A 25,985-nucleotide genomic window follows, 5' to 3' on the forward strand; every position below is an offset into this window, starting at 1 on the left:
AAAATGGTAGTAGGAGATTTCCCAATCGAAACAGATACTCTTGTCATTGGTTCAGGTCCTGGAGGATATGTAGCAGCAATTCGTGCAGCTCAAACTGGCCAAAAAGTAACAATCGTTGAAAAAAATGTACTTGGTGGTGTGTGCTTAAACGTAGGTTGTATTCCATCAAAAGCATTAATTTCAGTGGGTCACCGCTTTGAGCATGCTAAACATTCAGATGACATGGGTATCATCGCTTCTGATGTGAAATTAGACTTTTCAAAAGCGCAAGCTTTTAAAGACAGTGTTGTTAAGAAATTAACTGGCGGTGTTGAAGGCTTACTTAAAGGAAATAAAGTTGAAATAGTACAAGGTGAAGCGTATTTCGTTGACGCTCATTCAGTGCGTATCATCAATGGTGAATCTGCTCAAACATATACATTTAACAATGTTATTATTGCAACAGGTTCTCGTCCAGTCGAAATTCCAACGTTTAAATTCTCTGAGCGTGTACTAAACTCTACTGGCGCACTTTCTTTACAAGAAGTACCTAGTAAATTAGTTGTAATCGGTGGAGGTTACATTGGAACAGAGCTAGGCTCAGCTTATGCAAACCTAGGTTCACAAGTAACAATTATCGAAGGTGGCAAAGATATTCTTGCTGGTTTCGAAAAACAAATGACACAAATCGTGAAAAAAGGCCTTAAAAAGAAAGGCGTTGAAATTGAAGTAAACGCATCTGCTAAAGGCGTTGAAGAAACAGAAAACGGCGTAGTTGTTACGTATGAAGTTGGCGGAGAAGAGAAAAAAGTTGAAGCTGATTATGTATTAGTAACTGTAGGTCGTCGTCCAAATACAGATGAAATGGGTCTTGAAGGTGTTGGCATTGAATTCGGTGAACGTGGCCTTATTAAAGTTGACAAACAATGCCGTACAAACATTCCAAACATCTATGCAATTGGTGATATCGTAGCAGGTCCTCAGCTTGCACACAAAGCTTCTTATGAAGGTAAAGTGGCTGCTGAAGCAATCGCTGGCGAGAAATCAATCGTAGATTATCTAGCTGTTCCTGCTGTATGCTTCACTGATCCAGAAATGGCAACGGTTGGTTATAACGAAGATCAAGCAAAAGCTGAAGGTATTGAATATACTGCAGCGAAATTCCCATTCGCAGCAAATGGCCGTGCGCTTGCATTAAACCAAACAGAAGGTTTCGTGAAACTAGTTGCGCGTAAAGAAGATGGCTTATTAATTGGTGCTCAAATCGTAGGTGCTGGTGCATCTGATATGATCGCTGAAATGGGCTTAGCAATCGAAGGCGGTATGACTGCTGAAGATATCGCGTTAACAATTCATGCTCACCCAACATTAGGTGAAATTACAATGGAAGCTGCTGAAGTATTACTAGGCAACCCAATCCATATTGTAGCGAAAAAATAATTGAACATATAAAACGACTATAAAGCATGTTCGCTTTATAGTCGTTTTTTTGTATAATTTTACTAACTTTGATACAGTAAAACTAGTAAATAACTATTTGAAAACATAGAGGTGGGGCGAAATGGAATTAGGCTTAAAGGGAAAAGTAGCAATTATTACTGGTTCAAGTAAAGGGATTGGTTATTATACGGCGATGCAGCTAGTAAAAGAAGGTGCAAAGGTAGTAATTAGTGCACGTGGTGAAAAACAGCTACAGGTGGCCGCTGGATGCATTAAAAATGAAACGGGCGAGGAAGTCTTAATTGTACCGACGGATATTACGAAGGAAAAAGACTGTAAGAGGCTTATAGAACGTACTGTGGAGCATTATGGACGCGTAGATATTGTAATTAATAACGCAGGCACAGCGTCAGCTAATCCGTTTGAAACGGTCAGCAGTGAAGTGTGGCAAGCTGATATCGATTTAAAAGTGTTTGGTTCTATCAATTGCTCTAAATATGCTGTGCCTTATATGCGAAAGGTAGGCGGCGGTGCGATTGTTAATGTGACGGCAGTAATGGCTAAAACGCCTCCTGCAAGTTCACTTCCTACTACTGTTAGTCGAGCAGCTGGACTTGCTTTAACGAAGGCCATGAGCAAAGATTTAGGAAAAGATAATATTCGTGTGAATTCAGTGTGTATTGGTTTAATTCGAAGTGATCAAATTGAGAAGTTATGGAAAAAAGAAGCACAAGATCTTTCGTGGGATGACTACTCTCGTAAAGTTGGTCAATCTATTCCGCTAGGTCGTGTAGGGGAAACGCAAGAAGCAGCTAATGTCATTACTTTCTTAGTGTCAGATGCAGCAAGTTATGTAACAGGAACAGCTGTAAATATTGACGGTGGTTCAGGGCACGCCTTATAGGGAGCGACAAGTATGTCGTTGTATTTAGTACTTTTTATTTAAATTATTGCAATAGCGTAAATATAGAAAAAGTGCGCAGTTAAGCGGATTTTGTACACAAAGGAGCAACTCATTCGTGTTTGGGTTGACTCTTTTTTCTATTATTTTTCTAAAATTGTAATAGACAGAAAATTCCTTCAGTTGTAGAATAAGCGTAACAGGGGGGAACGGTGGCGAAATGATGAACGAAAATTTTACTATGATATTGATGCGAGTTGTTCGTATTATTGTCCAAATTGGCATACTTAATATTTTTTATTACATCGGTGTGGGCATTGTGTCTTACTTACACATTCCGCTTCCAGGAAGTGTAATTGGCTTACTGTTATTGGCACTTTTACTCAATTTTAAACTAATGAAAGTAGAATACATTCAAGATGGTGCTGGCTTTTTAATTGGCGTTTTAACATTGTTCTTTATTCCAGCAACTGTTGGTATTATTGATTATCCAGAACTGATGTCAACAACGGGTCTGCTGATTATTTTGGCGGTTATTGCTAGTACATTAATAGCTATTTATGTAACGGGAATACTCACCCAACTGATTGAAAAAAGAGAAGTAGCGAAGAAAGAACAAGCAGTAACTATTGAAGAGGGGAAGGGAGAATTATTTGTTGATTGAACTTATTGTTGTACTTGGTACAATTGGACTGTTTATATTATTTACAAAGCTGTATCAACGGTTTCCCCATCCATTAATAATTCCATTAGTGACGACAACTATTGTCAGTGCAGCTATCTTACTTGTTTTTAATATTCCATATTCAACCTATATGGTAGGAGGAGAATGGCTACAAAAAATGTTGGGGCCAGCTGTTGTTGCACTTGCCTACCCGCTTTATAATCAGAGAGCCATCATTATGAAATATAAAGTTTCTATTTTATCCGGTATCATATTAGCGATGATAACTGGATTAGTAACCATTTTTGTTATGCTCAAATGGATCGGTGTTAAAGAAAGTTGGATGCTGACGGCGTTACCTAAATCTTTAACAACGCCAGTTGGCATGCAGGTAAGTGAAACAATTGGCGGAATTCCTCCTTTAACGGCGGTTTTTGTTATGATTGCAGGTTTTGTTGGCGCTATTATTGGGCCATTCGTATTGAAATATGGAAAGATTGATTCTGCTGTCAGTAGAGGTGTAGCAGTAGGAAGTGCCTCGCACGGTGTTGGGCTTGTAAAACTAAGAGAGTATGGTGAGCAAGAATTATCGGTTGGTTCGCTTTCTATGGGGTTAACAGCGATTATAGGAGCTTTTCTCTGTCCACTCTTTGTCTATCTATTTTTATAAAAGAAAGCCCTTTACAAGGCATAATGGGCTTGTAAAGGGTGCTAGCATTTTCGCTTGACACAAGCATAGTTAACTTTTTTCAATGATTAATTGAATGGTATGTGCAAGCCCTGTGTGTAGAGTACCTTCATGGCGTATTTGTTCACCGGTAAAGAAATGAATAATTTTATAGGGCTGACACCACATAAGCACCGATGCTGGATTATATAGGAAATTAATATTTTGTGGACCGCCTGTTGCATAGGATAATTGAGACGTGGAATATAATTCCATCATAATACGACCGCCGGGTTTAACCGAATTGACGATGCGTTGAAAAACGGCATGTTGCTGTTCTGCGGGAAAATGACCAAATACCATCACGGCAGCGTCAAATGTTTCTACTGGTAGTTCATCTTGCAGTAAATCTTGCAGTTGTGTGTTGACAGTAACGCCATGCTTTTTTGCTAACTGTGCTGTTTTTTCAAGACCGCTTTTTGCATAATCAAAAGCCGTTACCACATGCCCTTTAGAAGCTAAATAAACGGCATTTCTACCTTCTCCTTCAGCATATGCGGCAACATTAACATACCCCTCTAAAAATTCTACATAGTTTTCTATAAACGCATTTGGCTGTTCGCCATAGACGTATTCAATTGTGTTAAATCGTTCATCCCATGTATTCATACAATTCACTCCCTTTATAAATATTGTAAGTAAAGGACAGCACATAAGCTATTTTTTTGCTTTATACAATTATTAATACAATCTTTTTCAATTAAAGGAAAGTTATTCAATTGGATGAAAGGGTAAAATATATGGATAGAAAAGAATGGGGATTTATAGGTTTGTAAAATTAAGGTAATTTTTTACAAATAATTAAAATTAATTTAGTGTTGAAGTTGAATATGTAAGTAAGCTGACACCTGTATGATTCAACTATAAAAAGCTACCCCTTCTAAAATGAATAGGTAGCTTTGTTTTTTAAATAATTGCTCTGCGTTCTTTAATAACACGAATTGTTTGTAATGTTGTATCTTCGGGTCCTTGAACTGGTAAACCAGCTTCAATATTCATTTGAATATAACGAATATTTTCTTGTGTAATTATTTCCCCGGGAATAAAAATAGGTATTCCAGGTGGGTAGACCATAATAAATTCAGCGCAAATACAATTGTCTGCTTCTGCAAGAGGGACTACTTCTGTATCTGCATAAAAAGCATCACGAGGTGACATTGCAAGTGCTGGAATTTCAGGTACATTGACAACTGTTTCAGTAACAGCAGCTTCTGAATCAAAAGCTTTTGACATACGGCTTAAAGCATTGATGAGAAGATTAATTTCTTTTTTCGTATCTGCTAATGTCACTAAACATAAAATATTGTATAAGTCCGATAACTCTACTTCAATATTTGCATTGTGACGAAGCCATTCCTCAGCTTGGTGCCCTGATATGCCTAAATCTTTTACACTAATTAACAGTTTTAGTGGGTCCATATCGTATGTTGCGGACGAGTGAAGCTTTTCCTTACCTGCACATTTTAAATGTGGAATTTGGTTAATGCGTTTACGCGCATCTTTTGCTAAACGTAGTGCATCCCCAATTAAATCATAGCCATGAATTGCAAGCTGACGACGAGCTGTGTCGAGCGATGCAAGTAATGGGTAGGATGTTGATGTTGTTGTCAGCATAGAAAAGACTGCTTGTACGCGCTTAGCTGAAACTAGTCCTTCACGTACGTTTAAAATTGAAGTTTGCGTCATGGAGCCTCCAAGCTTATGTACGCTTGTTGCAGCCATATCCGCGCCTGCTTCCATTGCTGAGTATGGTAGCTCGTCATGGAATTTAATGTGCACGCCATGTGCTTCATCGACAACGACTGGAATATTACGGCGATGGACAATTTCAACAATGCGTTTTAAATCCGCAGAGAAGCCGTAATAAGTTGGATTAATAACAAGGACAGCCTTGGCGTCCGGATAAGCATTTAAAGCCTTTTCTACAGCTTCCGCCGAAATACCATGAGAAATGCCATATTCACTATCTACTTCAGGATGAATAAAAATAGGAATTGCACCAGCGAAAACAATCGCTGACATAATAGATTTATGAACATTCCGTGGTACTAGAATTTTATCACCTGGACCGACGACGGTCAGTATCATCGTCATAATGGCGCCACTAGTACCTTGAACGGAAAAGAATGTATGATCAGCACCAAAGGCTTCTGCTGCCAGTGCTTGCGCATCCTTGATAGCACCTTTTGGTGAATGTAAATCGTCTAGTGGAGCAATGTTGATTAAATCAATTGATAAAACGTTGTCGCCGACGAATTCTCGGAAAGCAGGATCCATACCGTGCCCTTTCTTATGGCCTGGAATATGGAACTGAATTGGATGTCTGTTCCGATGTTTTAGTAATACGTCGAACAATGGAGTCTCTAATTGTGACAACGCAGGTACCACCTCACTTTTATAATATCTAAGAAAACAAATGAATTATAGCACCTAACGACATGAAAAAATAGACTTTAATTAAAAAAATAAAAGGATTTTTTCGTGATTACGAGAAGAAAGTATGGAACGAAAGGAGAGATTCGATGAAATGGGAGACACGTATTACCGAACTATTAAAGATTAAATATCCAATAATCCAGGGGGGATTAGCCTATTTAGCATATGCTGATTTAGCAGCAGCTGTGTCAAATGCTGGCGGTTTAGGGCAAATAACGGCGATGAGTTTACGCGATCCAGACTTATTGCGTGCAGAGATACAAAAACTAAGAACATTAACAGATAAGCCGTTTGGTGTAAATTTTGCCATTGGAATGCATGGCACAGGCTATGAAGATATGGTGCGAGTTGCTGTTGAAGAAAATGTACCTGTTGTCACAATGACAGGCGGTAATCCCGCACCGATTTTTGATTTACTTGCAGGAACAGGCATTAAAAAGCTAGTGCTTGTTGCAGCCCGTAGACAGGCTCAGAAAGCTGAAGAACTAGGGGCAGACGCAGTGATGGTTGTTGGACAAGAAGGTGGTGGCCATCTTGGGCGTGATGACGTTGGGACAATGGTGCTCGTACCTCAAGTGGTTGATAGTGTAAAAATTCCTGTGATTGCGTCTGGTGGCATTGGCGATGGTCGGGGTTGGATGGCCGCACATGCACTTGGTGCAGAGGGCATTGAAATGGGCACACGCTTTATTGCGACGAAGGAATGTGTGGATGCCTCACAAGCCTATAAAGACGCATTACTCGCGAGTTCTGAGGCAGATACAACGGTGATTAAACGCTCTATTGGGGCGCCTGCACGCGCGTTACGGAGTGACTTCACAGCAAAAATTTTAGAAATAGAGCGTGAAACGCCTACTTATGAGGCTTTAAAAGACTATATTAGTGGCAGTGCCAATAAACGTTTTATTTACGATGGAGAAAAGGATGCTGGCATTGGTTGGGCAGGACAAGTGACGGGCATGATCCATGATATCCCAACAGTGGACGAGCTAATTACAAGAATGGTTGCAGAAGCGGAAAGTATCCGGGTAAAATGGGGACACTAATGTAAAGGTGGTTACGTTCAAATGGAATATTCTTATCCGTTTTCAATTGATTGGTCAACAGAAGAAATTGTCGATGTTGTAAAATTTTTTGAAGGCATTGAACTTGCGTATGAAAAGGGCATTAAACGTGAAGTGATGCTGGCAAAATATCGTCGATTTAAAGAAATTGTGCCTTCACAAGCAGAGGAAAAAACCATTTTCCGTGAATTCGAAGATGCTAGTGGATATGTTAGCTATCCAGTAGTGAAGCAAGCAAAAGAAGCGGTTGATGGTACGATAATCAAAGTTGTACCAAAGCAAAGACGTTAAACATTGGCTTGGAAATAGTGTGCTAGGGAATACTCTAGCATGCTTTTTTTATAAAAAAACAAACCCGCCCTGCCTTCTGGACAGATGTACATAATGGATTGTGAATATTTGTGCCCGTTGAAAGCAAAGCGGATTTTGCTAGCTTACTATTTATAATATTATGTTAAAATAATAATTCTTCTTAAGAATTCACTAGCATTATGGTGTTAATTTATAGTTGTCTGCATAAACTACAGCAATATCAATTTTTTTAAAAATGTTCACAGATTTTGGATTCTCCAATAATATACACTGACATAGCTCAAGGCTATAGAAAAAACTTTAGCCACAACAAGTGATTGATAATTCTTGCTGTGCAAAATCCTCAACAACCTCAAAAAGAAAGTGCTTCAGTCCTTTAGCTTACAATTTACAGAAACGGTTAATGGATAAATACCTCGTCCAAAATTGTTAAACCTTATAAATTTCTTGTAAGATTTTTATGCCACATTTTCAAAAATGAATAGGCCATTTTATTTTTCTTGAATAATTTTATAAATTGGAAGTAATGCAGTGAATGTTTCCTCTACTAATTGTTGGAATTGACTAACAGACAATTTTATCGCGTCTTCTCGTGGAATATGACGGCCAACTAAAAATTCCCCTTTTTTAACATCACGTAGACGGATAAGCAATTCATCTAGTTTTTCTTCTTTCGCGTCTTCGATGGAAATTGCCTCTGGTGACATATGATCCCCAGAAACAATAAAATCATTCGGAAGCTGTTGTAGCAAGGGTTTGTTGGCTAGTAAACGTTGTGCCATTAAATTTTTTTGCGGTGCTTCATAAATAATAGCAAAGACGATGAATAAATGTGTGCTCCAAAGACCAATCTGAAAGTGAGGCAATGCTTTATAGCCTCTTTTATAAGGAGCAAAGGCAACCCAACTATCATTTGGTGGATTTACCGTTCTGCGGGCGTGTTTAGCAACATGGGGGTAAAATTCTTCTCCAAGATGACTGGAAAAGAAAGCAGAGAAGTTCTCTCCTAGTTTATTGAACTTTGGTCGTACACAAGAATTTAAGGCATCCATTCTTTGTTCTAAGCCATTTATTTGAAACACATTAAAATCTTTATTAGTCCATTTTAGTGTAGGCATTTTTAATAACTCCTTTCGATTATAAGGTTTATTTTATTAAAAAAATGGGAAAAAATCTTATAACAAGAACTTTAGCGAATCGTATAAGGTTTTGGAAAAAAATAAAAAAGGGACGTGACTTTTATGAAACAAGTCGTAAAAATTATACGTAAAGTTGACATTGAAAAGCAATATGAACGCATTTTACAATTAGAATTAGATTATGAGCTAGCCTCACTCTTCTTAGCGATGAATGAGAAAGACGAAGGTGCAATCGCAAAAAGTAAAAAGCGTCTAGCTGAAATACAGATGGAGCTGGAAAGTTTGCACGCCTATGCGTAAAAAAAAATTAACCCCCATATGAAAATCACTTGCTGAATATTCCGACAGCAGGTGATTTTTGTTGTTATAAAGGGTAAAATAGACAATATACCATTGTTAGATAATGGAGTTTTCATCTTTCTTCATTTGACGCTACACATGCAAAGCTCTTAAAGGGTCACATTGTACATGATGCTCACTCTTATTGTGGAGAGTGTGTAGGCCATTTTACTGTCTAGAACTAGAGTACGTTTAAAGTGTGTAGCTACGGTAGTTTTATTGCTTGAATACCACAGATAAGCAAGTTGTGTGTGGACGAGCGTAAATGTTTTCTATATTCGAGGGGTGGGTTTTTATGGATTTAAAGCAGATCGATCAATTTGCAAAAAGTATTATTGTTGAAGCGGGAAACCGTATTCGTAATGCCTTTTCGTATAATTTAGTGATCGAGACAAAATCGAATGCGAATGACCTTGTTACAAATATAGACCGTGAAACAGAATTGTTTTTTATAGAAAAAATTAAATCTTTTGATCCTACCCATCATATTATAGGCGAAGAGGGTATGGGGGAGAAAGTAGAGTCATTAGATGGCGTTGTATGGATTATCGACCCGATTGATGGAACGATGAATTTTGTAAAGCAACATCGCCACTTTATGATTTCAATTGGAATATTTATTGATGGTATAGGGAAACTTGGTTACATATATGATGTAATGCGCGAAGATTTATTTTATGCAATTGCTGGACAGGGTGCTTGGTATAATGCATCACCGTTACGTAAGTTACAACCTGTGACCATTGAAGAGTCCGTTATTGGCATTAATGCACATTGGGTTGCACCCAATCGCCATATACATCATGAAAAAGTCATTGACCTAATTCGTAAAGTTCGAGGTACGCGTTCTTATGGCTCTGCAGCAATGGAAATTGCCTTTGTTGTTAGTGGAAAATTAGACGCTTATGTATCGATGCGGTTATCCCCATGGGACATTGCCGGCGGAACAATTATTGCAAATGAAGTTGGGGCTATTGCATCCAATTTACATGGACGAACTGTAGATTTACTACATCAAGATACTTTTATTATTGCAAATCCTTCTATTCATCATGAATTATTAGAAAAATATATTGTGCCTTATGATGTATAACCTTTAAAAAACTGTTTAGGACTGTTGATTCCTAAACAGTTTTTTGTATGCGCTAATTTAAATCGAGCTGATAGTATTTTTTCGGACGTCCTCGAGTGGTGGAAGTAGTGCTAGGTAATTCAACAGCTAAATTTTTTTCATGCAGTTGTTTTAAAATGCGGTTTGCAGAACGTACAGTAATGCCTAAATGCTTGCTTAGCAGTTCGCCATTGACGATAGTTGTTGCTAATCTTTCGATAACAGCCTCGATTTTTTGCAATTGTAATAAAGGAAGATCATGGGTAACGCTTAATTTTTGTAAGAGCTGTTGTTTTTCGTTATCAAACTGCAATAAAGTCCCGTTTAGCAACGGACCAATTTCTTTTTCATGTTCAATAATATAGCCTTGCGTTTCCTTGGAAGAGCAGAGCGTAGCAGCCCTTTTTGCGTATTTCTGACTTTCAGTTAAAGAGTTACCGATACCCCAACCTATTTTTACAGGAAATTGTAATGTATCATCTAAAAAATCTACAAGTTGACAATGGCTATAATCATCGGTTGTGATTAAAAATTGCTGATAGGTTGTAATAAGAGCCATATAAGAAGCTTCGCGATGCACGATAAAGGTGCTTGCATAGCGTTGCTTAAAATCTAAAATGGCTTTATATAATGCAATTTGTCGATATTCCAATTCATCGATATTGGATTTATCAATCGGAATTAAAATATGGACAACGACTACTTTATTTTGCTCAAGTTGTCGAAGCTGAAGCTGATTGACCAACTGATCCAATGTTAATTGCATAGCATGGAGTGATGGGTGAAACGCGATAAACGGTATATTTAGCTGTGCCAATCGCTCGCGCATTTCTGCAATGCGCGTAAAGCTTAAATCTACTTTATTGTCGCGATGTAACTGAATATGCCAATTAGCAGCCTTCTCAACAATATCGTTGCTTGCGAACTCGTTCATTGTTTGACTAAATAGATAGGGCTGTCTACCGATTGACCATTCATGAATGCCGAGGTATTCATTCTCTTCATAACAAAAATCAATGGCAATCCGATTCATAGCAATTGTATTGTCATAAAATAACTCCGTTAAGACACGGTAAAAATCTCGCTCTGAAATATCAAAATAGAGCATGGGGATAGCCGTGTTTGGAAAATATGTTTGCGAAAAAAAGTATGGGATTTGCCCGCTAAAAAGTGCACCATCTCCAGCTAGTAAATGTTGCTGTAGCAGCGCATTTAAATGCTCAAAATCTGTGTAGGGATGGTAATGGAAATGGCAAAAAGATGGCTTGATTTTCTCTAGTTGCGTTACCCATGAGAGAGATAGTTTAGCGGTGAAAACATTAATTTTATACATAGAGTAAGCTCCTTAACTATAAATTAAATATTGAAAATATTCTAAAAATATGGTTTCTTTGTATTAAGGACACATGCTATCAATGTCTTAAATGAGGATTAAGATGAATAGCACAAGTCGAATAACACAGAGAAGGAGAGGGGCTTATGCAAAAAAATTTAGACACAGTAAAAAAATCTTGGATTGATAGAATGCTAGATAGCATTGAAAAGGCGGGTAATAAACTACCAGACCCCATCACGCTATTTATTATTTTAGCAGGTATTGTGCTTGTTTTATCATGGATATTATCGATGTTTGGTGTTTCAGCAGTTCAACCAGGCACTGAAGATGTTATTCAAGTAAAAAATCTGCTAAGTCAAGAAGGTCTTATTTTAATATTAACGCAAATGGTATCAACATTTACAGGCTTCGCTCCTTTGGGATTAGTGATTGTGACAATGATTGGTATTGGTTTAGCCGAGCAAACAGGGCTTATATCTGCCGTAATGAAAAAGCTAGTGCTGTCAGCTCCGACAAAATTAATCGTGCCATTTATTATTTTCACAGGTTTAGTGGGGAATCTAGCTGCCGATGCAGCGTTCATTATTTTACCGCCAATTGCAGCGATGATTTTTATGAGCATTGGTCGAAACCCACTAGCAGGTTTAATTATTACATATGCCGCAGTAGCTGGAGGCTTTAGTGCCAATATTTTAATTAGTTCACTTGATGTATTGTTATTGGGAATTACGGAATCATCAGCACAGATTGCAGATTCTGGCTACACAGGTCGAGCAACGATGAACTATTATTTTTTAATTGCTTCGACATTTTTACTAATTGGGATTGGTACGTGGGTTGCCAAAAAGTTTACTGAGCCTCGCTTTGGTAAGTTTGAAGGCAAGGTTGAAATGTTAGAACCGCTAACTGCTTTAGAAAAGCGTGGTTTACGATGGGCAGGACTGGTGACAGTCATTTATAGTGCAGTTATTGCATTTACGGTCATTCCGTCTAACGGTCTTTTACGTGATCCGGAAACAGGGGGCTTTTTAAATTCACCATTTATGTCAGGTATTGTGCCGATTATGTTATTCTTCTTCCTTTTACCAGGTCTTGCCTATGGCATTGCGGCAAAAGAAGTGAAAAATGACAAGGAAGTGGCTGAGAAAATTTTTAAATCGATTGCGGATATGGCTCCATTTATTGTTTTAGCATTTGCCGCTTCACAAATGATTGCCTTTTTTAACTGGAGTAATATCGGTGCTATTTTAGCCATTAAAGGAGCGGAACTTTTACAAGCATTAAATTTTACAGGTTTACCAATGATGATAGGATTTGTTTTAATATGTGCTTTCGTTAACTTACTTATCGCCAGCGCTTCTGCGAAGTGGGCTTTACTTGCGCCAATTTTCGTTCCAATGTTCCTTTACTTAGGCTATTCCCCTGCTGTTACGCAAATGGCCTATCGAGTAGGAGACTCTATTACCAATCCAATTACACCAATGCTACCGTATTTTGCTATTTTGCTATCATTTGCCAAACGCTACGATAAAAATATCGGGATGGGGACACTAATTTCCGCGTTACTACCATTCTCTGTGTTCTTTGCAATCGGTTGGATTATACTGTTCGCCATTTGGTTCCTACTTGGTTTACCACTAGGACCTGGAGATTATATATACTTAAAATAAGGGGTGTTACTAATGGCAGTATTACAGCAAGAGCAGTTAGTTGATTTATTAAAACGATATGAAGAGGAAATGATTCAACTTCGTCGTCATTTTCATGAAAATCCCGAGCTTTCCTTTGAAGAAATTGAAACACCGAAAACGATTGCTGCATTTCATCGTGCTTTAGGGCATGAAGTACGTGAAGGTGTTGGGGGTAACGGTGTTGTAGCGAAGTTAGTTGGTGCTAAGGCAGGGAAAACAGTGGCATTACGTGCAGACTTTGATGCTTTAGCTATTACAGAAGAAACAGGTCTGCCATTCCAATCAAAAATAAAAGGGCGCATGCATGCATGTGGTCATGATGGACATACAGCTTCATTATTAATTTTGGCGAAGGCATTAAATCAAATGAAAGAAAACTTAGCGGGGACAATTGTCTTTATTCATCAACATGCAGAGGAGCTTGCACCAGGTGGAGCGAAATCAATGATTGCTGATGGCTGTTTAGAAGGTGTCGATGTAATATTTGGCACACATTTATGGGCACCAACAGAACTTGGTAAGGTGCAAACAGCAATTGGACCATTTATGGCTGCGGCTGATGGCATTTACATTAAGATTAAAGGAAAGGGTGGTCATGGCTCAAATCCAAGCGATACGAAGGATTCCATCTTGCTGGCAGCACAATTTATTACAAATTTACAACAACTTGTAGCACGTCGTATTAATCCATTGCGTCCTGCGGTAGTATCAGTTGGTCATATTGAGGCGTTAAACCCTTTTAATGTCATTGCAGACCAAGTCTATATGAAGGGGACTGTCCGGACCTTCCATGAGGAGGAGCGCGATTTACTGGAGCGTGAAATTGAAGAGCTATTAAAGGCAACTTGTTATTTAACAAAAGCGGACTATGAATATGAGTTTCGTCGTGGTTACCCACCAGTGGTGAATCATGCGGCAGAAACAGAGCATGTGATGGCGTCAGCAAGAAAAGTAGCAGATGTCGAAGCGGTTGAATTTGTTGACCCTACGATGGGTGGTGAGGATTTTGCGTACTATTTAGAGGAAATACCAGGGGCATTTTTCTTTACTGGGGCAAAAAATCCAGCATGGCAAGAAGTGTATCCACACCATCATCCAAAATTCGATATTGATGAACGTTCATTGCGGATTGCCGCCAATGTTTTAGGTCAAGCAACGTTAGATTATTTGGCAAAAGACTATTAATGAAAGAATCACTTGTTTGCTTGCAGGCTGAGGAGATAGTAGCTAAACATTAAAGAATTATGTTGTGAAATATAGCCAAAAAGAGGCGTTGTCTATTATGGACAATGCCTCTTTTTAGACACATATAGGTAGTTAGAGTGCAAATACTAACATTAAAGTAAGCCTTGTTCGCGAAGTTTACGCTTCATTTTAAAAGCTGTCATAAAAATGACACAAGTAGCTACAATACCTGCTATTACTCCCCAAATATTACTTGCTGCTACTGAATACCCGATAGAACACATTGCTAGCACAGCTGCTAGTGCATAAATGGCCATTACGATTTTTCCACGATTCATAACCGAGCCCCCTAATTTATAGTAAATTTGTGATTAAAAATATTTTTTTAGAATGATAGAAATTCTAATAAGGACATTTACATCCTTCTTGTGCTATAATATCACAGTTAAACATTCGAAAAAAGAATATGGAGTGGAATAATGACAAACTTACGTCAAGATCTTCGCAATATCGCAATTATCGCCCACGTTGACCATGGTAAAACTACCTTAGTCGACCAATTATTAAAACAATCTGGTACATTCCGTTCAAACGAACGTGTTGAAGAACGTGCAATGGACTCTAACGATATCGAACGTGAACGTGGTATTACAATATTAGCAAAAAATACTGCTGTCAACTATAACGGAACTCGTATCAACATCCTTGATACGCCTGGACACGCCGACTTTGGTGGTGAGGTAGAACGTATTTTAAAAATGGTAGATGGCGTTTTACTAGTTGTCGATGCGTATGAGGGTTGTATGCCGCAAACACGCTTCGTACTGAAAAAAGCGTTAGAACAAAAGTTAACACCGATTGTAGTAGTGAACAAAGTAGATAAAGACTCAGCTCGTCCACTTGAAGTAGTAGATGAAGTATTAGAGTTATTCATCGAGTTAGGTGCAGATGACGATCAATTAGACTTCCCTGTTGTGTATGCTTCAGGTGTAAATGGTACGGCTTCTTTAGACGCTGATCCATCTAAACAAGAAGAAAATATGAAATGTCTATTTGAAAAAATTATTGAAGCTATCCCAGCACCAGTTGATAACTCAGAAGAACCATTACAATTCCAAGTAGCTTTACTTGACTATAATGACTTCGTTGGACGTATCGGAATTGGTCGCGTATTCCGCGGAACAATTTCAGTAGGTCAACAAGTTGCTCTGATGAAATTAGACGGTACAGTGAAAAACTTCCGTGTAACAAAAATCTTTGGTTTCTTCGGCTTAAAACGTGAAGAAGTTGAGACAGCAAAAGCTGGTGACTTAATCGCCGTTTCTGGTATGGAAGATATCAACGTAGGAGAAACAGTTTGCCCTGTTGAACATCAAGAAGCGCTTACGCCTTTACGTATCGATGAGCCAACTTTACAAATGACTTTCTTAGTAAACAATTCTCCATTTGCAGGTCGTGAAGGGAAATGGGTTACTTCTCGTAAAGTAGAAGAGCGTTTACGTGCGCAATTACAAACAGACGTATCTTTACGCGTTGAAGATACTGATTCTCCAGATGCTTGGACAGTTTCAGGTCGTGGTGAGCTTCACTTATCAATCCTGATTGAAAATATGCGTCGTGAAGGTTTTGAATTACAAGTATCAAAACCACAAGTAATCGTGCGTGAAATCGATGGTGTTAAATGTGAACCATTCGAACGTGTTCAAATCGATGTACCTGAAGAAAATGTTGGTTCTATTATTGAATCTATTGGTACTCGTAAAGGTGAAATGCTTGATATGGTGAACAACGGCAGTGGTCAAGTGCGTTTAACGTTCTTAGTACCAGCTCGTGGATTAATCGGTTATACAACTGAATTTATGTCGATGACAAAAGGTTTCGGTATTATCAACCATACGTTTGATTGCTACCAACCATTATTACCAGGGAAAATTGGTGGTCGTCACCAAGGTGTACTCGTTTCTATGGAAACTGGTAAATCAACAACTTATGGTATGATGCAGATTGAAGACCGTGGTACACTATTCTTGGAGCCAGGTACAGACATTTACGAAGGTATGATTGTTGGCGAAAATACTCGTGACGCCGATATCACTGTAAATATTACAAAAATGAAACAAAAAACAAACATCCGTTCAGCAAATAAAGACCAAACGAATGTTATTAAAAAACCACGTATTTTATCTCTAGAAGAAGCGCTTGAATACTTAGGGGATGATGAGTACTTAGAAATCACACCTGAATCAATTCGCCTTCGTAAAAAAATTCTAGATAAAAACGAACGTGAGAAAGCAGCGAAAAAATTAAAAAACGCTGAACAATAATTTTCCGCTGATATGAAAGGGAGAGGGAGTCTTGGATATAAAGTCCGCTTTATTGGGTGAACTAAATGTTATTCAAGTTGCTGCATCAACAAATGCAGAGGAAACAACAAAGGTTTATGGGAGAATGGCTGGTATTACAAGATTTCTATATGAAAATTTACCAAGCTATGAAGTTGCAGGCTATGTTGTATTTCTTCTTGTCTTTGTACTTTCTGCAATTGTCTATAAATTAGGCTTTGCAAAAAAGTTAAAGCTATCTCAAAATATTGTCATTTATGTGTTCCTATTTTTGGGGTGTATTATGTTGACATTTTTCGCGTTATTCCTACCTATGATTGAAGGCCTCATCGTAGCGGCGTTAATTTTGATTGTATACAAAACACGTATGTGGCGAGAAAAAAGAGAAGAGCAACAAGCTGCCAATCAATGATAGTAGCTTGGCTCCTTTACCATAAAACTTACCTTAAGTTTTAAGGGCATAAAAAAAGTCTTAGCATTTATTTGCTAGGGCTTTTTTTCTTTGAAAGAGAAAATTTTTACGTCTTAGGCAATCTACCTATGAAAGAATAGCTGTGCATCTATGTTCAATCAATTGATGACATATGACAAAATGGTTGGCACCTAAATCTTCTAACGTGAATAAGTTAGTCTCGATAGGCTATTTATCAATCAAGGAGGAAATGGAATGCGTTGGCTTAAAAAAGGTTTGTTATTTAGTAGTATTGCTTTGTTGCTCCTTTCATTGGCAGCGTGTAATAAAGCGGAGCTAGAAAAAGTAAAGGTCGGAGAAGTGACGCGCTCGATTTTCTATGCTCCGCAATATGTAGCGCTTGAAAAAGGTTTTTTTGAAGAGGAAGGACTTTCTGTTGAGCTACAAACGATTGCTGGTGGCGATAAAACGATGACAGCGTTACTTTCAGATGGCATCGATATTGCCTTAGTTGGCTCAGAAACATCCATTTATGTAACAGCTCAAGGTGCGAACGATCCGATTCAAAACTTTGCACAATTAACACAAACAGATGGTACATTTTTAGTAGCCCGTGAAAAGATGGATAATTTTTCATGGGAAGATGTAAAAGGATCAACATTTTTAGGGCAACGTAAAGGTGGAATGCCACAAATGGCTGGGGAGTTTGTCTTGAAAAAGCATGGCATTGATCCTACAAAAGATGTAACACTTATTCAAAATATTGATTTTGCCAATATCGCTACAGCCTTTGCTTCAGGAACAGGAGATTATGTTCAGTTGTTTGAACCGACAGCGAGTGTGTTTGAAAAAGAAGGGAAAGGTTATATTGTTGCTTCATTTGGCACGGAATCAGGCCATTTACCATACACGTCCTTTATGGCAAAAAGTAGCTACTTAAAGGATGATGCTAAAACGGTGCAAGGATTTACTAATGCGCTGAAGCGAGCACAAGATTTTGTACAAGAGAAAAGTGCGGCAGAAGTGGCAAAAGTAATTCAGCCGTATTTTGAAAATGTTGATGTAGCGTTAATTGAGACGGTGGTCGAACGTTATAAATCACAAGGCTCTTATGCAACAGATCCAATTTTGGATGAAGAAGAGTGGGATAACTTACAAACAATTATGGAGGAAGCAGGTGAACTTCCTCAACGAGTAAAATATGAAGAGCTTGTGAATACAAAGTTTGCAAAAAAGGCTGCAGAGTAAATGGAATTTTTAAAACTAGATCATATTCACCATAGTTATTTTTCTAGTACGCAGGCAAAGGAAGTTTTAAAAGATATTAATCTAGATATTCGTGAAGGGGAGTTTGTTTCTTTTATAGGGCCAAGTGGCTGTGGAAAAACCACACTCTTGTCCATTATTGCTGGGTTATTTCCTGCAACGGAAGGCAAGGTTTTTATTGATGGCGAAATTATTGCGCCACATAATCAGGCACTTATCGGCTACATGCTTCAACAAGATTATCTATTCCCGTGGAAAACGATTGAGGACAATGTCACCATTGGTTTAAAAATCATGCAGCGGGATAATAAAACGCATAAAGTAACGGCCAATGCGCTCTTACATGAAATTGGTTTGCCACATGTCGGAAGTTATTATCCGAGAGAGTTATCCGGAGGAATGCGTCAACGCGTAGCACTTGCAAGGACTTTAGCGGTTAATCCGAAAATATTATTGCTAGATGAACCATTTTCAGCGCTCGATTATCAATCTAAGTTAAAGCTTGAAGATTTAGTTGTCGAAACATTAAAGGCCTATCAGAAAACGGCGATTCTTGTCACACATGATATTGGTGAGGCAATCGCTATGAGTGAAAGGGTATTTCTTTTCTCGGCTAATCCAGGCATGTTACACAAAGTGTTTGAAATACCTTCTGAGTTACAACAATTATCTCCGTTCGATGTAAGGCAACATCCAGCTTATTCAGATGTATTCCAAACGATTTGGAAGGAGCTGGAGAGTCTTGGATAATACATTGTTTAAACAATATCAACAATTGCTAAAGAAGGAAAAGCGCTTCGTTCGTCTATATCAAATCATTATTTTACTGGTCTTTTTTGGGGGGTGGGAGCTGCTCTCGAGGCTTGAATGGATTGACCGTTTAATCTTTAGCTCACCAACCTATGTATGGCAAACGTTTATTGAAAAAGTAAGCGACGGCACACTCACATTACATGTTGGTGTGACGTTAATGGAGACGATTATCGGCTTTATTGCTGGAACATTATTAGGGACCTTGATTGCAACTGTCCTCTGGTGGTCTCCGATGTTATCCAAAATTTTAGATCCGTATTTAGTAATATTAAATGCTATGCCAAAAGTGGCGTTAGGGCCGATTTTAATCGTTGCACTTGGACCAGGTTATTTTTCGATTATTGCAATGGGTGCTCTGATATCTATCATCATTACTACCATTGTTGTGTACACCGCTTTTAAAGGTGTGGATCCCAATTACAGTAAAGTGTTACAAACTTTTGGTGCAACTCGTTGGCAAACTTTCAAAGAGGTGATTTTGCCTGCTTCTTTTCCAACTATTATTTCGACTTTGAAAGTGAATGTTGGTTTGTCATGGGTTGGTGTGATTGTTGGTGAGTTTTTAGTTGCTTCAAAGGGGCTTGGTTATTTAATTATTTATGGCTTCCAAGTATTTAACTTTAATCTTGTCCTTATGTCACTGCTCATTATCGCTTTCTTCGCGACAATTATGTATCAAGTTGTCGAATTGCTGGAAAAAGTGATTATCAAAAATAATGGCTAAGTAAAAAACGCAAAACCTGTATGAATAGGGTTTTGCGTTTTGTACTGTTAAATCTGCTAGAGCGAGCGCTTTTTAAATTGTATGAGTGCCTGGCACTTAAAATTCTTTGTCCATTTGTGGTGAGGTGCGATAAAAGCGGAAATTTCCCGTTTCAATACGTGCCACCGTATTTTCCTTAATTCGATCATGGCATGTGTCGCACATATACGTATGAATCGGACGATTACGCAGTTTTTTTGCTAACGGTAAATCATCGTCTAACTGGTTAATAGTATCGCAAATGACACATTTTACGCGCATCGCATTCCCTCCCTATTCCGCACGAATGGCTAACACATTTTTAATAGGGCTGTCTACATTGGAGCCGTCTCCAAATAATACATGAACGGGTCCATCTTCGGTTAAAGGTTTGCCATCCTGACTGTATTTAAAAATTAATGTCTGTGCTTGTTCAATTGTAAATGCATGTTCTTCCCCGTTTTTGCATTCAATGACGATTGTTGTCGCTTCGGGTTTAACTTCAGCATTTTTCAAGAAGTGACTTAATTCGATACCGAAAGTGCCCGTTTCCATCCCTTTGCGGTCGAATTTTCGTTCTGATTTTAATGTTGGTGGGAAAGTAGCACCTTCCATAATTTCGCGTGACCAGTGAGCACCGACTTCGCGCATATATTTTGTATCCGCATCTTCCTCTACTGCACTTGCCTGGAAGTACGTATTTAAGTCTAATTTACGATCGTCAAAAATCCAAACCGTGGGATCTAATGTTAGTTGATACGAAACTGCACCCTTAATAGGAATAATTGTTTCCATAATAGAAATCCTCCTCAAATCTTGTATATCCATGAATTAGTATAACGCTAATGCAAGGAGATAATAAAGAAATATAATTCGGATTGTTTATTTTCCGACGAAGACACTTGCATTTTTAGCGACTAAAAGATAAACTTTATTAAGATAGAATCGAAGAAATATCAGATAATGGGGGCGTCCTCATGGATACGAAATCACAAACTTCCTTTCAAGAGAAGGCTTTGGAGCTTTTAGTTGCTGATGCAGATAAAATTGCTCGCCTCATTCGAGTACAAATGGATCATTTAACGATGCCACAATGCCCTTTATATGAAGAAGTATTAGATACACAAATGTTCGGCCTTTCACGTGAAATTGACTTTGCTGTGAAGCTTGGACTTATTGAACGCGAAAAAGGCAAGGCCATTCTCGATTCACTCGAGAAGGAACTTTCTGTACTACATGACGCGTATACAGACAAATAAAAAGAAAAAACTCAAACGCTGCTTGCGATTTGAGTTTTTTTTCTAGAACGAGGTTTTCCAATGAAACAATACTTAAAACGATATGCTCAAAATTTTGATTACCCATTATTTTTTACGGTTTTGTTGTTAAGTTTATTTGGCTTAGTAATGATTTATAGCTCAAGTATGATGGTGGCAATCGTCCACAAAGAACAAGCACCTGATTATTTTTATCGAAAACAACTTACTAACTTAGCAGTCGCGTCTTTAGGATTTGTGGCCGCAGCATTTTTCCCTTATAAGCATTATGCAAATAAGAATATTATGTTGTTACTGACGATTGTGTTAATTGTGCTTTTTACTTGGGTAAAAGTAGCTGGTAATGGGGCAGAGGAAGTAGGCTCTCAAAGTTGGATTAGTGTACCAGGATTGGGGAATTTCCAGCCTTCCGAATATGCGAAACTATTTATAATTTTATATTTTGCAGCAGCATTTTATCGGAAATCTCAAAAGTATACATTTGAAAAGCTTCAGCCGACAGAGATTTTTTATCCAATTTTCCTTTGGATACTTGTTGTAGCTGGTGTAGCCTTTGAAACAGATTTAGGGGCAGTTATTATTTTATGTGGTATCGCTGTATCTGTGGTCGCAGCAAGTGGTATTCCTTTTAAAACATTTTGGAAGTTTTTTGGTGTGTTAGGTGCATTTGGTACAGCTATTCTAGGCATGCTCTGGCTATTTAAAGGTGAATTATTAAAAGGGAACCGTAAAGGACGTATCGAGTCTTATTTTAATCCATTTGAATTTGAAAATGGAGTAGGTCACCAAGTTGTCAATAGTTATTATGCAATTGGCGGTGGTGGTCTAGAAGGTAGAGGACTCGGTCAATCTATTCAAAAATTAGGTTATTTGCCTGAGCCACAAACCGATTTTATAATGGCGATTGTAATGGAGGAACTTGGCGTTTGGGGAGTTCTAATCGTCTTAGGTGGTTTAGGATTTATTGTATATAAAGGTTTTTCCATTGCATTGCGAACAAAAGATCCACTAGCACGTATGATTGCTGCTGGGATTGCGAGCTGGATTGCCTGGCAATCGTTTATTAATCTTGGGGGTGTAACCGGGTTAATCCCGTTAACCGGTGTCACGCTGCCTTTCATTAGTTACGGCGGGACATCTATAATTTTGCTATCTTTAGCTATGGGGATATTGATTAATGTTTCCATGTTCGAAAAGGTAGAAAGAAGGAAATCACAAACATAAGGGGGATACCTATGGAATCAATCAACAAAATCCTTGTAGCCAATCGGGGAGAAATTGCAATTCGAATTTTCCGTGCGTGTACGGAGCTCAACATTCACACAGTCGCTATTTATTCACGTGAGGATAGTGGAGCATTCCATCGCTTTAAAGCGGATGAGGCTTATTTAGTAGGGTCAGGCAAGAAACCAATCGATGCGTATTTAGATATTGAAGGCATCATTGCAATCGCTAAGGATGCAGGCGTTGATGCGATTCATCCAGGGTATGGTTTTTTATCAGAAAACGTGGAATTTGCACGTCGTTGTGAGGAAGAGGGCATTTTATTTATTGGTCCTACTTCACAACATTTAGATATGTTTGGCGATAAGGTAAAAGCGCGTGAACAAGCTATTAACGCAGATATTCCTGTTATTCCGGGTACTGATGGTCCAGTTGCTTCAGTAGAAGAAGTACAAGCTTTTGGTGAACAATACGGATACCCGCTTATGATTAAAGCTTCTTTAGGTGGCGGTGGGCGCGGCATGCGTGTCGTGCAAACAAAGGATGATGTAGCATCTGCTTATGAACGTGCCAAATCAGAGGCAAAAGCAGCCTTTGGGTCTGATGAAGTGTATGTAGAAAAATGCATACTTCACCCAAAACATATTGAAGTTCAAATTATAGGCGATAAAATGGGCAATATTGTGCATTTATATGAGCGTGATTGTTCGATTCAACGTCGCCATCAAAAGGTTGTAGAGATTGCGCCATCGAATTCAATTTCAGAAAATTTAAGAAATAGAATTTGTGATGCAGCAGTTCAAATAATGAAAAATGTCTCGTACATAAATGCAGGGACAGTTGAATTTTTAGTTGCGGGCGATGACTTTTATTTCATCGAGGTAAACCCTCGAATTCAAGTAGAGCATACAATTACGGAAATGATTACAGGCATTGATATCGTACATGCGCAAATTAAGGTAGCGGCAGGCTACAGCTTGCATAGCGAAGAAATACACATACCGGAACAAGCGAATATTCCGATGATTGGTTATGCGATTCAAGCACGTGTAACAACTGAAGATCCAGCGAATGATTTTATGCCAGATACAGGGAAGTTAATGGTATATCGTTCAAGTGGTGGCTTTGGCGTTCGTTTAGATGCAGGGAACGGATTCCAAGGTGCCGTTGTTACACCGTATTATGATTCATTGCTTGTGAAAATTTCAACATCAGGTATGACTTTTAAAGAAGCGGCTGCGAAAATGGACCGTAACTTAAAAGAATTCCGTATTCGCGGGGTAAAAACGAATATTCCATTTTTAAATAATGTAGTAACGCATAAAAATTTCTTAGAAGGTTCGTTTGACACGAGCTTTATTGATACAACGCCTGAATTATTCAATTTCCCTGTGCGACAAGACCGCGGGACAAAGCTGTTAAGTTATATCGGTAATGTGACGCTAAATGGTTTCCCAGGGGTGGAAAACAAGGCCAAGCCAATTTTCTCACAGCCTATTAAGCCACTTGTGGATTTGAATGGGCGGCCGTTATCGGGTACAAAGCAAATTTTAGATGAGCAAGGTGCAAACGGTTTAGTGCAGTGGATTTTACAACAAGATGATGTGTTATTAACAGATACAACGTTCCGTGATGCACATCAATCCTTATTAGCTACGCGTGTGCGTTCACAAGATATGTATCAAATTGCAGATGAAACAGCACGTATGATGCATAATTTCTTCTCGTTAGAAATGTGGGGTGGCGCAACGTTTGATGTAGCGTATCGTTTTTTAAAGGAAGATCCATGGGAACGCTTAGCTAAGCTACGTGAGCAAATACCGAATGTGCTGTTCCAAATGCTATTGCGTGGGGCGAATGCTGTAGGCTACACGAACTATCCCGATAATTTAATTCGTGCGTTTATTGCTGAGTCGGCTGCATCGGGTATTGATGTCTTCCGTATTTTCGATAGTTTAAACTGGATTAAAGGAATGGAAGTTGCCATTGATGCAGCAAGAGATGCAGGGAAAATTGCAGAGGCTGCGATTTGCTACACAGGTGATATTTTAGATGACGGACGTGCAAAATACTCCGTGCAGTATTACAAAGATATGGCGAAGTCGCTAGAGGCGTCAGGAGCCCATATTTTAGCGATTAAGGATATGGCTGGGTTGTTAAAGCCGGAAGCTGCTTACCGCTTAATATCGGAGCTTAAAGAGGCGACAAGCCTACCAATTCATTTGCACACGCATGATACAAGTGGCAATGGGATTTATTTATATGCAAAAGCAATCGAGGCAGGGGTAGATATTTTAGATACTGCACTCGGTGCAATGGCAGGTTTAACATCACAGCCAAGTGCTAACTCTTTATATTATGCGATGAAAGGTAGTAAACGTGAAATTCGTGCAGAGATTGAATCGCTTGAAAAGCTTTCTTATTACTGGGAAGATGTGCGTAAATACTATAAAGATTTCGAAAGTGGCATGATTAGCCCTCATTCTGAAATTTACGTCCATGAGATGCCGGGTGGTCAATACAGCAACTTACAACAACAAGCAAAGGCTGTCGGATTAGGTGATCGCTGGGATGAAGTAAAACGCATGTATTCACGTGTCAACCTATTATTTGGAGACATTGTGAAAGTGACACCGTCATCTAAAGTAGTCGGTGATATGGCATTATTTATGGTGCAAAACGAATTAAATGAAGAAACCGTTATAACGAGAGGGAGAACGATTGATTTCCCTGATTCCGTTATTGAATTTTTCCAAGGTTATTTAGGGCAACCACATGGGGGCTTCCCAGCGGAACTTCAGAAAGTGGTATTGAAAGAGCGTGAACCAATTACTGTTCGACCAGGTGAACTGTTAGAGCCTGTTAACTTTGAACAGCTAGAGGAAGTATTGGCGGATAAATTAAATCGTCCTGTTACGAAGAAAGATATACTCGCTTATGCACTTTACCCGAAAGTATTTGAAGAGTATGCGAAAACGCTAGAGTCCTTCGGTAATATTTCAGTGCTAGATACGCCAACGTTTTTATATGGCTTAAAGCTAGGCGAAGAAATTGAAGTAGAAATCGAAAAAGGCAAAACGTTAATTATTAAACTGGTATCGATTGGTGAACCACAGCATGATGGTACACGTGTTATTTACTTTGAATTAAATGGTCAATCGCGCGAGCTTGTCATTCAAGATATGACGGTAGAAGTGGATGGCAGCATAGCTCTCAAGGCAGACCCAAGCAATCCGAACCAAATTGGGGCAACAATGCCAGGGACTGTATTAAAAGTCGTTGTATCTAAAGGCAGCCCTGTCAAACGTGGTGACCACTTGTTAATTACCGAAGCCATGAAAATGGAAACAACTGTACAGGCACCAAAGGATGGTATAGTGAAAGAGGTATACGCAAGTGCAGGAGATGCCATTTCAACAGGTGATTTATTAATTGAAATTGAATAATTAACGATAAAAAAGGTTATTAGTAGCTATATTGTAGCGCACTAATAACCTTTTTTCTTAATAGTAGAAAGTGCTTAAGGCATGTTATAAATCCATTTTCATAACAGATGGTTTGAAAAGAGCATTAAAGCCCACTTTC

The 25,985-nt window shown here is 38.6% G+C and carries 25 protein-coding genes; 18 read left to right on the forward strand and 7 right to left on the reverse strand.

Going from position 1 to position 25,985, the window contains the following annotated elements; translation table 11 throughout:
* The first annotated feature begins 3 nt into the window (after positions 1 to 3).
* The 4 genes from lpdA (at position 4) to T479_RS04040 (ending at position 3,654) form a co-directional block, all read left to right on the forward strand.
* Complete coding sequence (gene lpdA, locus T479_RS04025) at positions 4 to 1,419, forward strand: dihydrolipoyl dehydrogenase (protein WP_024362203.1); 1,416 nt, start codon at positions 4 to 6, stop codon at positions 1,417 to 1,419.
* Between the two features lie 121 nt (positions 1,420 to 1,540).
* Complete coding sequence (locus T479_RS04030) at positions 1,541 to 2,323, forward strand: SDR family NAD(P)-dependent oxidoreductase (protein ID WP_025218733.1); 783 nt, start codon at positions 1,541 to 1,543, stop codon at positions 2,321 to 2,323.
* Between the two features lie 217 nt (positions 2,324 to 2,540).
* On the forward strand, positions 2,541 to 2,984 hold the full coding sequence (locus tag T479_RS04035) for a CidA/LrgA family protein (RefSeq protein WP_038509463.1): 444 nt from the start codon (positions 2,541 to 2,543) through the stop codon (positions 2,982 to 2,984).
* On the forward strand, positions 2,977 to 3,654 hold the full coding sequence (locus T479_RS04040; protein WP_024362200.1) for an LrgB family protein: 678 nt from the start codon (positions 2,977 to 2,979) through the stop codon (positions 3,652 to 3,654). The genes T479_RS04035 and T479_RS04040 overlap by 8 nt, the downstream gene beginning before the upstream one ends.
* Before the next feature lie 69 nt (positions 3,655 to 3,723).
* Here T479_RS04040 and T479_RS04045 read toward each other — a convergent pair whose 3' ends face one another.
* Both T479_RS04045 and T479_RS04050 read right to left on the reverse strand, forming a co-directional pair.
* Complete coding sequence (locus T479_RS04045) at positions 3,724 to 4,320, reverse strand: class I SAM-dependent methyltransferase (protein WP_025218734.1); 597 nt, start codon at positions 4,318 to 4,320, stop codon at positions 3,724 to 3,726.
* A gap of 297 nt (positions 4,321 to 4,617) precedes the next feature.
* Positions 4,618 to 6,087, reverse strand: a complete 1,470-nt coding sequence (locus T479_RS04050; RefSeq protein WP_024362198.1) for an aminotransferase class I/II-fold pyridoxal phosphate-dependent enzyme — start codon at positions 6,085 to 6,087, stop codon at positions 4,618 to 4,620.
* A 146-nt stretch (positions 6,088 to 6,233) separates the two neighbouring features.
* Between T479_RS04050 and T479_RS04055 the strand changes: the two genes are divergently transcribed.
* Together T479_RS04055 and T479_RS04060 are read left to right on the forward strand one after the other, a co-directional pair.
* Positions 6,234 to 7,193, forward strand: coding sequence for an NAD(P)H-dependent flavin oxidoreductase (locus tag T479_RS04055; protein ID WP_024362197.1), 960 nt, complete (start codon positions 6,234 to 6,236; stop codon positions 7,191 to 7,193).
* Between the two features lie 21 nt (positions 7,194 to 7,214).
* Positions 7,215 to 7,502: a UPF0223 family protein gene (locus T479_RS04060; RefSeq protein ID WP_024362196.1), complete on the forward strand. Its 288-nt coding sequence runs from the start codon at positions 7,215 to 7,217 to the stop codon at positions 7,500 to 7,502.
* Between the two features lie 512 nt (positions 7,503 to 8,014).
* Here the strand turns inward: T479_RS04060 and T479_RS04065 are convergent.
* Complete coding sequence (locus tag T479_RS04065; RefSeq protein ID WP_024362195.1) at positions 8,015 to 8,641, reverse strand: YktB family protein; 627 nt, start codon at positions 8,639 to 8,641, stop codon at positions 8,015 to 8,017.
* 123 nt (positions 8,642 to 8,764) lie between these two features.
* Between T479_RS04065 and T479_RS04070 the strand changes: the two genes are divergently transcribed.
* Both T479_RS04070 and T479_RS04075 read left to right on the forward strand, forming a co-directional pair.
* Positions 8,765 to 8,962, forward strand: a complete 198-nt coding sequence (locus T479_RS04070; protein ID WP_024362194.1) for a YkzI domain-containing protein — start codon at positions 8,765 to 8,767, stop codon at positions 8,960 to 8,962.
* A 334-nt stretch (positions 8,963 to 9,296) separates the two neighbouring features.
* Positions 9,297 to 10,094 carry an inositol monophosphatase family protein gene (locus tag T479_RS04075; protein ID WP_025218735.1) on the forward strand — a complete coding sequence of 266 codons (798 nt, stop codon included), beginning with the start codon at positions 9,297 to 9,299 and terminating at the stop codon, positions 10,092 to 10,094.
* A 52-nt stretch (positions 10,095 to 10,146) separates the two neighbouring features.
* Here the strand turns inward: T479_RS04075 and T479_RS04080 are convergent, their stop codons facing one another.
* Positions 10,147 to 11,445, reverse strand: coding sequence for a hypothetical protein (locus tag T479_RS04080; protein WP_024362192.1), 1,299 nt, complete (start codon positions 11,443 to 11,445; stop codon positions 10,147 to 10,149).
* Positions 11,446 to 11,591: 146 nt separating this feature from the next.
* Here T479_RS04080 and T479_RS04085 point away from each other — a divergent pair, with 146 nt between their 5' ends.
* Both T479_RS04085 and T479_RS04090 read left to right on the forward strand, forming a co-directional pair.
* Positions 11,592 to 13,118 (forward strand): AbgT family transporter, encoded by a 1,527-nt coding sequence (locus T479_RS04085; RefSeq protein WP_024362191.1) that lies wholly within the window; start codon positions 11,592 to 11,594, stop codon positions 13,116 to 13,118.
* A 12-nt stretch (positions 13,119 to 13,130) separates the two neighbouring features.
* A complete protein-coding gene (locus T479_RS04090; protein ID WP_024362190.1) occupies positions 13,131 to 14,324 on the forward strand; it encodes a M20 metallopeptidase family protein in 1,194 nt (397 codons plus the stop codon).
* Between the two features lie 152 nt (positions 14,325 to 14,476).
* Here T479_RS04090 and T479_RS04095 read toward each other — a convergent pair whose 3' ends face one another.
* Complete coding sequence (locus T479_RS04095; protein WP_024362189.1) at positions 14,477 to 14,662, reverse strand: DUF5325 family protein; 186 nt, start codon at positions 14,660 to 14,662, stop codon at positions 14,477 to 14,479.
* Positions 14,663 to 14,803: 141 nt separating this feature from the next.
* Between T479_RS04095 and typA the strand changes: the two genes are divergently transcribed.
* The 5 genes from typA (at position 14,804) to T479_RS04120 (ending at position 19,881) form a co-directional block, all read left to right on the forward strand.
* A complete protein-coding gene (typA, locus tag T479_RS04100) occupies positions 14,804 to 16,648 on the forward strand; it encodes a translational GTPase TypA (RefSeq protein WP_025218736.1) in 1,845 nt (614 codons plus the stop codon).
* 31 nt (positions 16,649 to 16,679) lie between these two features.
* Complete coding sequence (locus tag T479_RS04105; RefSeq protein ID WP_024362187.1) at positions 16,680 to 17,078, forward strand: YlaH-like family protein; 399 nt, start codon at positions 16,680 to 16,682, stop codon at positions 17,076 to 17,078.
* Between the two features lie 255 nt (positions 17,079 to 17,333).
* Positions 17,334 to 18,326, forward strand: coding sequence for an ABC transporter substrate-binding protein (locus tag T479_RS04110; RefSeq protein ID WP_025218737.1), 993 nt, complete (start codon positions 17,334 to 17,336; stop codon positions 18,324 to 18,326).
* Positions 18,327 to 19,094, forward strand: a complete 768-nt coding sequence (locus T479_RS04115; RefSeq protein WP_025218738.1) for an ABC transporter ATP-binding protein — start codon at positions 18,327 to 18,329, stop codon at positions 19,092 to 19,094. It begins immediately after the preceding gene.
* On the forward strand, positions 19,087 to 19,881 hold the full coding sequence (locus tag T479_RS04120; protein ID WP_024362184.1) for an ABC transporter permease: 795 nt from the start codon (positions 19,087 to 19,089) through the stop codon (positions 19,879 to 19,881). The genes T479_RS04115 and T479_RS04120 overlap by 8 nt, the downstream gene beginning before the upstream one ends.
* A 96-nt stretch (positions 19,882 to 19,977) precedes the next feature.
* On the opposite strand, the gene T479_RS04125 is transcribed toward T479_RS04120, so the two are convergent.
* Entirely contained in the window at positions 19,978 to 20,181 is a 204-nt protein-coding gene (locus T479_RS04125) for a YlaI family protein (RefSeq protein WP_024362183.1), read from the reverse strand.
* A gap of 12 nt (positions 20,182 to 20,193) precedes the next feature.
* Positions 20,194 to 20,694 carry a hypothetical protein gene (locus tag T479_RS04130; protein ID WP_025218739.1) on the reverse strand — a complete coding sequence of 167 codons (501 nt, stop codon included), beginning with the start codon at positions 20,692 to 20,694 and terminating at the stop codon, positions 20,194 to 20,196.
* Between the two features lie 182 nt (positions 20,695 to 20,876).
* On the opposite strand from T479_RS04130, the gene T479_RS04135 reads away from it, so the two are divergent.
* From T479_RS04135 to pyc, 3 genes are read left to right on the forward strand one after another with little or no spacing between them, the layout of a single operon-like run.
* On the forward strand, positions 20,877 to 21,158 hold the full coding sequence (locus T479_RS04135) for an Fpa/YlaN family protein (protein WP_024362181.1): 282 nt from the start codon (positions 20,877 to 20,879) through the stop codon (positions 21,156 to 21,158).
* Positions 21,159 to 21,218: 60 nt separating this feature from the next.
* Positions 21,219 to 22,400 carry an FtsW/RodA/SpoVE family cell cycle protein gene (locus T479_RS04140; protein WP_025218740.1) on the forward strand — a complete coding sequence of 394 codons (1,182 nt, stop codon included), beginning with the start codon at positions 21,219 to 21,221 and terminating at the stop codon, positions 22,398 to 22,400.
* Positions 22,401 to 22,411: 11 nt separating this feature from the next.
* On the forward strand, positions 22,412 to 25,846 hold the full coding sequence (gene pyc / locus T479_RS04145; RefSeq protein WP_025218741.1) for a pyruvate carboxylase: 3,435 nt from the start codon (positions 22,412 to 22,414) through the stop codon (positions 25,844 to 25,846).
* Positions 25,847 to 25,985: the final 139 nt, after the last annotated feature.

Source organism: Lysinibacillus sphaericus (genome assembly GCF_000600105.1).
In the GTDB taxonomy this organism is placed as follows: Bacteria; Bacillota; Bacilli; order Bacillales_A; family Planococcaceae; genus Lysinibacillus; species Lysinibacillus sphaericus.

Excerpts from the sequence above, each read along its gene's own strand:
- lpdA (WP_024362203.1), top strand. The coding sequence starts at position 4 with ATGGTAGTAGGAGATTTCCCAATCGAAACAGATACTCTTGTCATTGGT.
- T479_RS04030 (WP_025218733.1), top strand. The coding sequence starts at position 1,541 with ATGGAATTAGGCTTAAAGGGAAAAGTAGCAATTATTACTGGTTCAAGT.
- T479_RS04035 (WP_038509463.1), top strand. The coding sequence starts at position 2,541 with ATGATGAACGAAAATTTTACTATGATATTGATGCGAGTTGTTCGTATT.
- T479_RS04045 (WP_025218734.1), bottom strand. The coding sequence starts at position 4,320 with ATGAATACATGGGATGAACGATTTAACACAATTGAATACGTCTATGGC.
- T479_RS04055 (WP_024362197.1), top strand. The coding sequence starts at position 6,234 with ATGAAATGGGAGACACGTATTACCGAACTATTAAAGATTAAATATCCA.
- T479_RS04060 (WP_024362196.1), top strand. The coding sequence starts at position 7,215 with ATGGAATATTCTTATCCGTTTTCAATTGATTGGTCAACAGAAGAAATT.
- T479_RS04065 (WP_024362195.1), bottom strand. The coding sequence starts at position 8,641 with ATGCCTACACTAAAATGGACTAATAAAGATTTTAATGTGTTTCAAATA.
- T479_RS04070 (WP_024362194.1), top strand. The coding sequence starts at position 8,765 with ATGAAACAAGTCGTAAAAATTATACGTAAAGTTGACATTGAAAAGCAA.
- T479_RS04075 (WP_025218735.1), top strand. The coding sequence starts at position 9,297 with ATGGATTTAAAGCAGATCGATCAATTTGCAAAAAGTATTATTGTTGAA.
- T479_RS04080 (WP_024362192.1), bottom strand. The coding sequence starts at position 11,445 with ATGTATAAAATTAATGTTTTCACCGCTAAACTATCTCTCTCATGGGTA.
- T479_RS04085 (WP_024362191.1), top strand. The coding sequence starts at position 11,592 with ATGCAAAAAAATTTAGACACAGTAAAAAAATCTTGGATTGATAGAATG.
- T479_RS04090 (WP_024362190.1), top strand. The coding sequence starts at position 13,131 with ATGGCAGTATTACAGCAAGAGCAGTTAGTTGATTTATTAAAACGATAT.
- T479_RS04095 (WP_024362189.1), bottom strand. The coding sequence starts at position 14,662 with ATGAATCGTGGAAAAATCGTAATGGCCATTTATGCACTAGCAGCTGTG.
- typA (WP_025218736.1), top strand. The coding sequence starts at position 14,804 with ATGACAAACTTACGTCAAGATCTTCGCAATATCGCAATTATCGCCCAC.
- T479_RS04110 (WP_025218737.1), top strand. The coding sequence starts at position 17,334 with ATGCGTTGGCTTAAAAAAGGTTTGTTATTTAGTAGTATTGCTTTGTTG.
- T479_RS04115 (WP_025218738.1), top strand. The coding sequence starts at position 18,327 with ATGGAATTTTTAAAACTAGATCATATTCACCATAGTTATTTTTCTAGT.
- T479_RS04125 (WP_024362183.1), bottom strand. The coding sequence starts at position 20,181 with ATGCGCGTAAAATGTGTCATTTGCGATACTATTAACCAGTTAGACGAT.
- T479_RS04130 (WP_025218739.1), bottom strand. The coding sequence starts at position 20,694 with ATGGAAACAATTATTCCTATTAAGGGTGCAGTTTCGTATCAACTAACA.
- T479_RS04135 (WP_024362181.1), top strand. The coding sequence starts at position 20,877 with ATGGATACGAAATCACAAACTTCCTTTCAAGAGAAGGCTTTGGAGCTT.
- T479_RS04140 (WP_025218740.1), top strand. The coding sequence starts at position 21,219 with ATGAAACAATACTTAAAACGATATGCTCAAAATTTTGATTACCCATTA.
- pyc (WP_025218741.1), top strand. The coding sequence starts at position 22,412 with ATGGAATCAATCAACAAAATCCTTGTAGCCAATCGGGGAGAAATTGCA.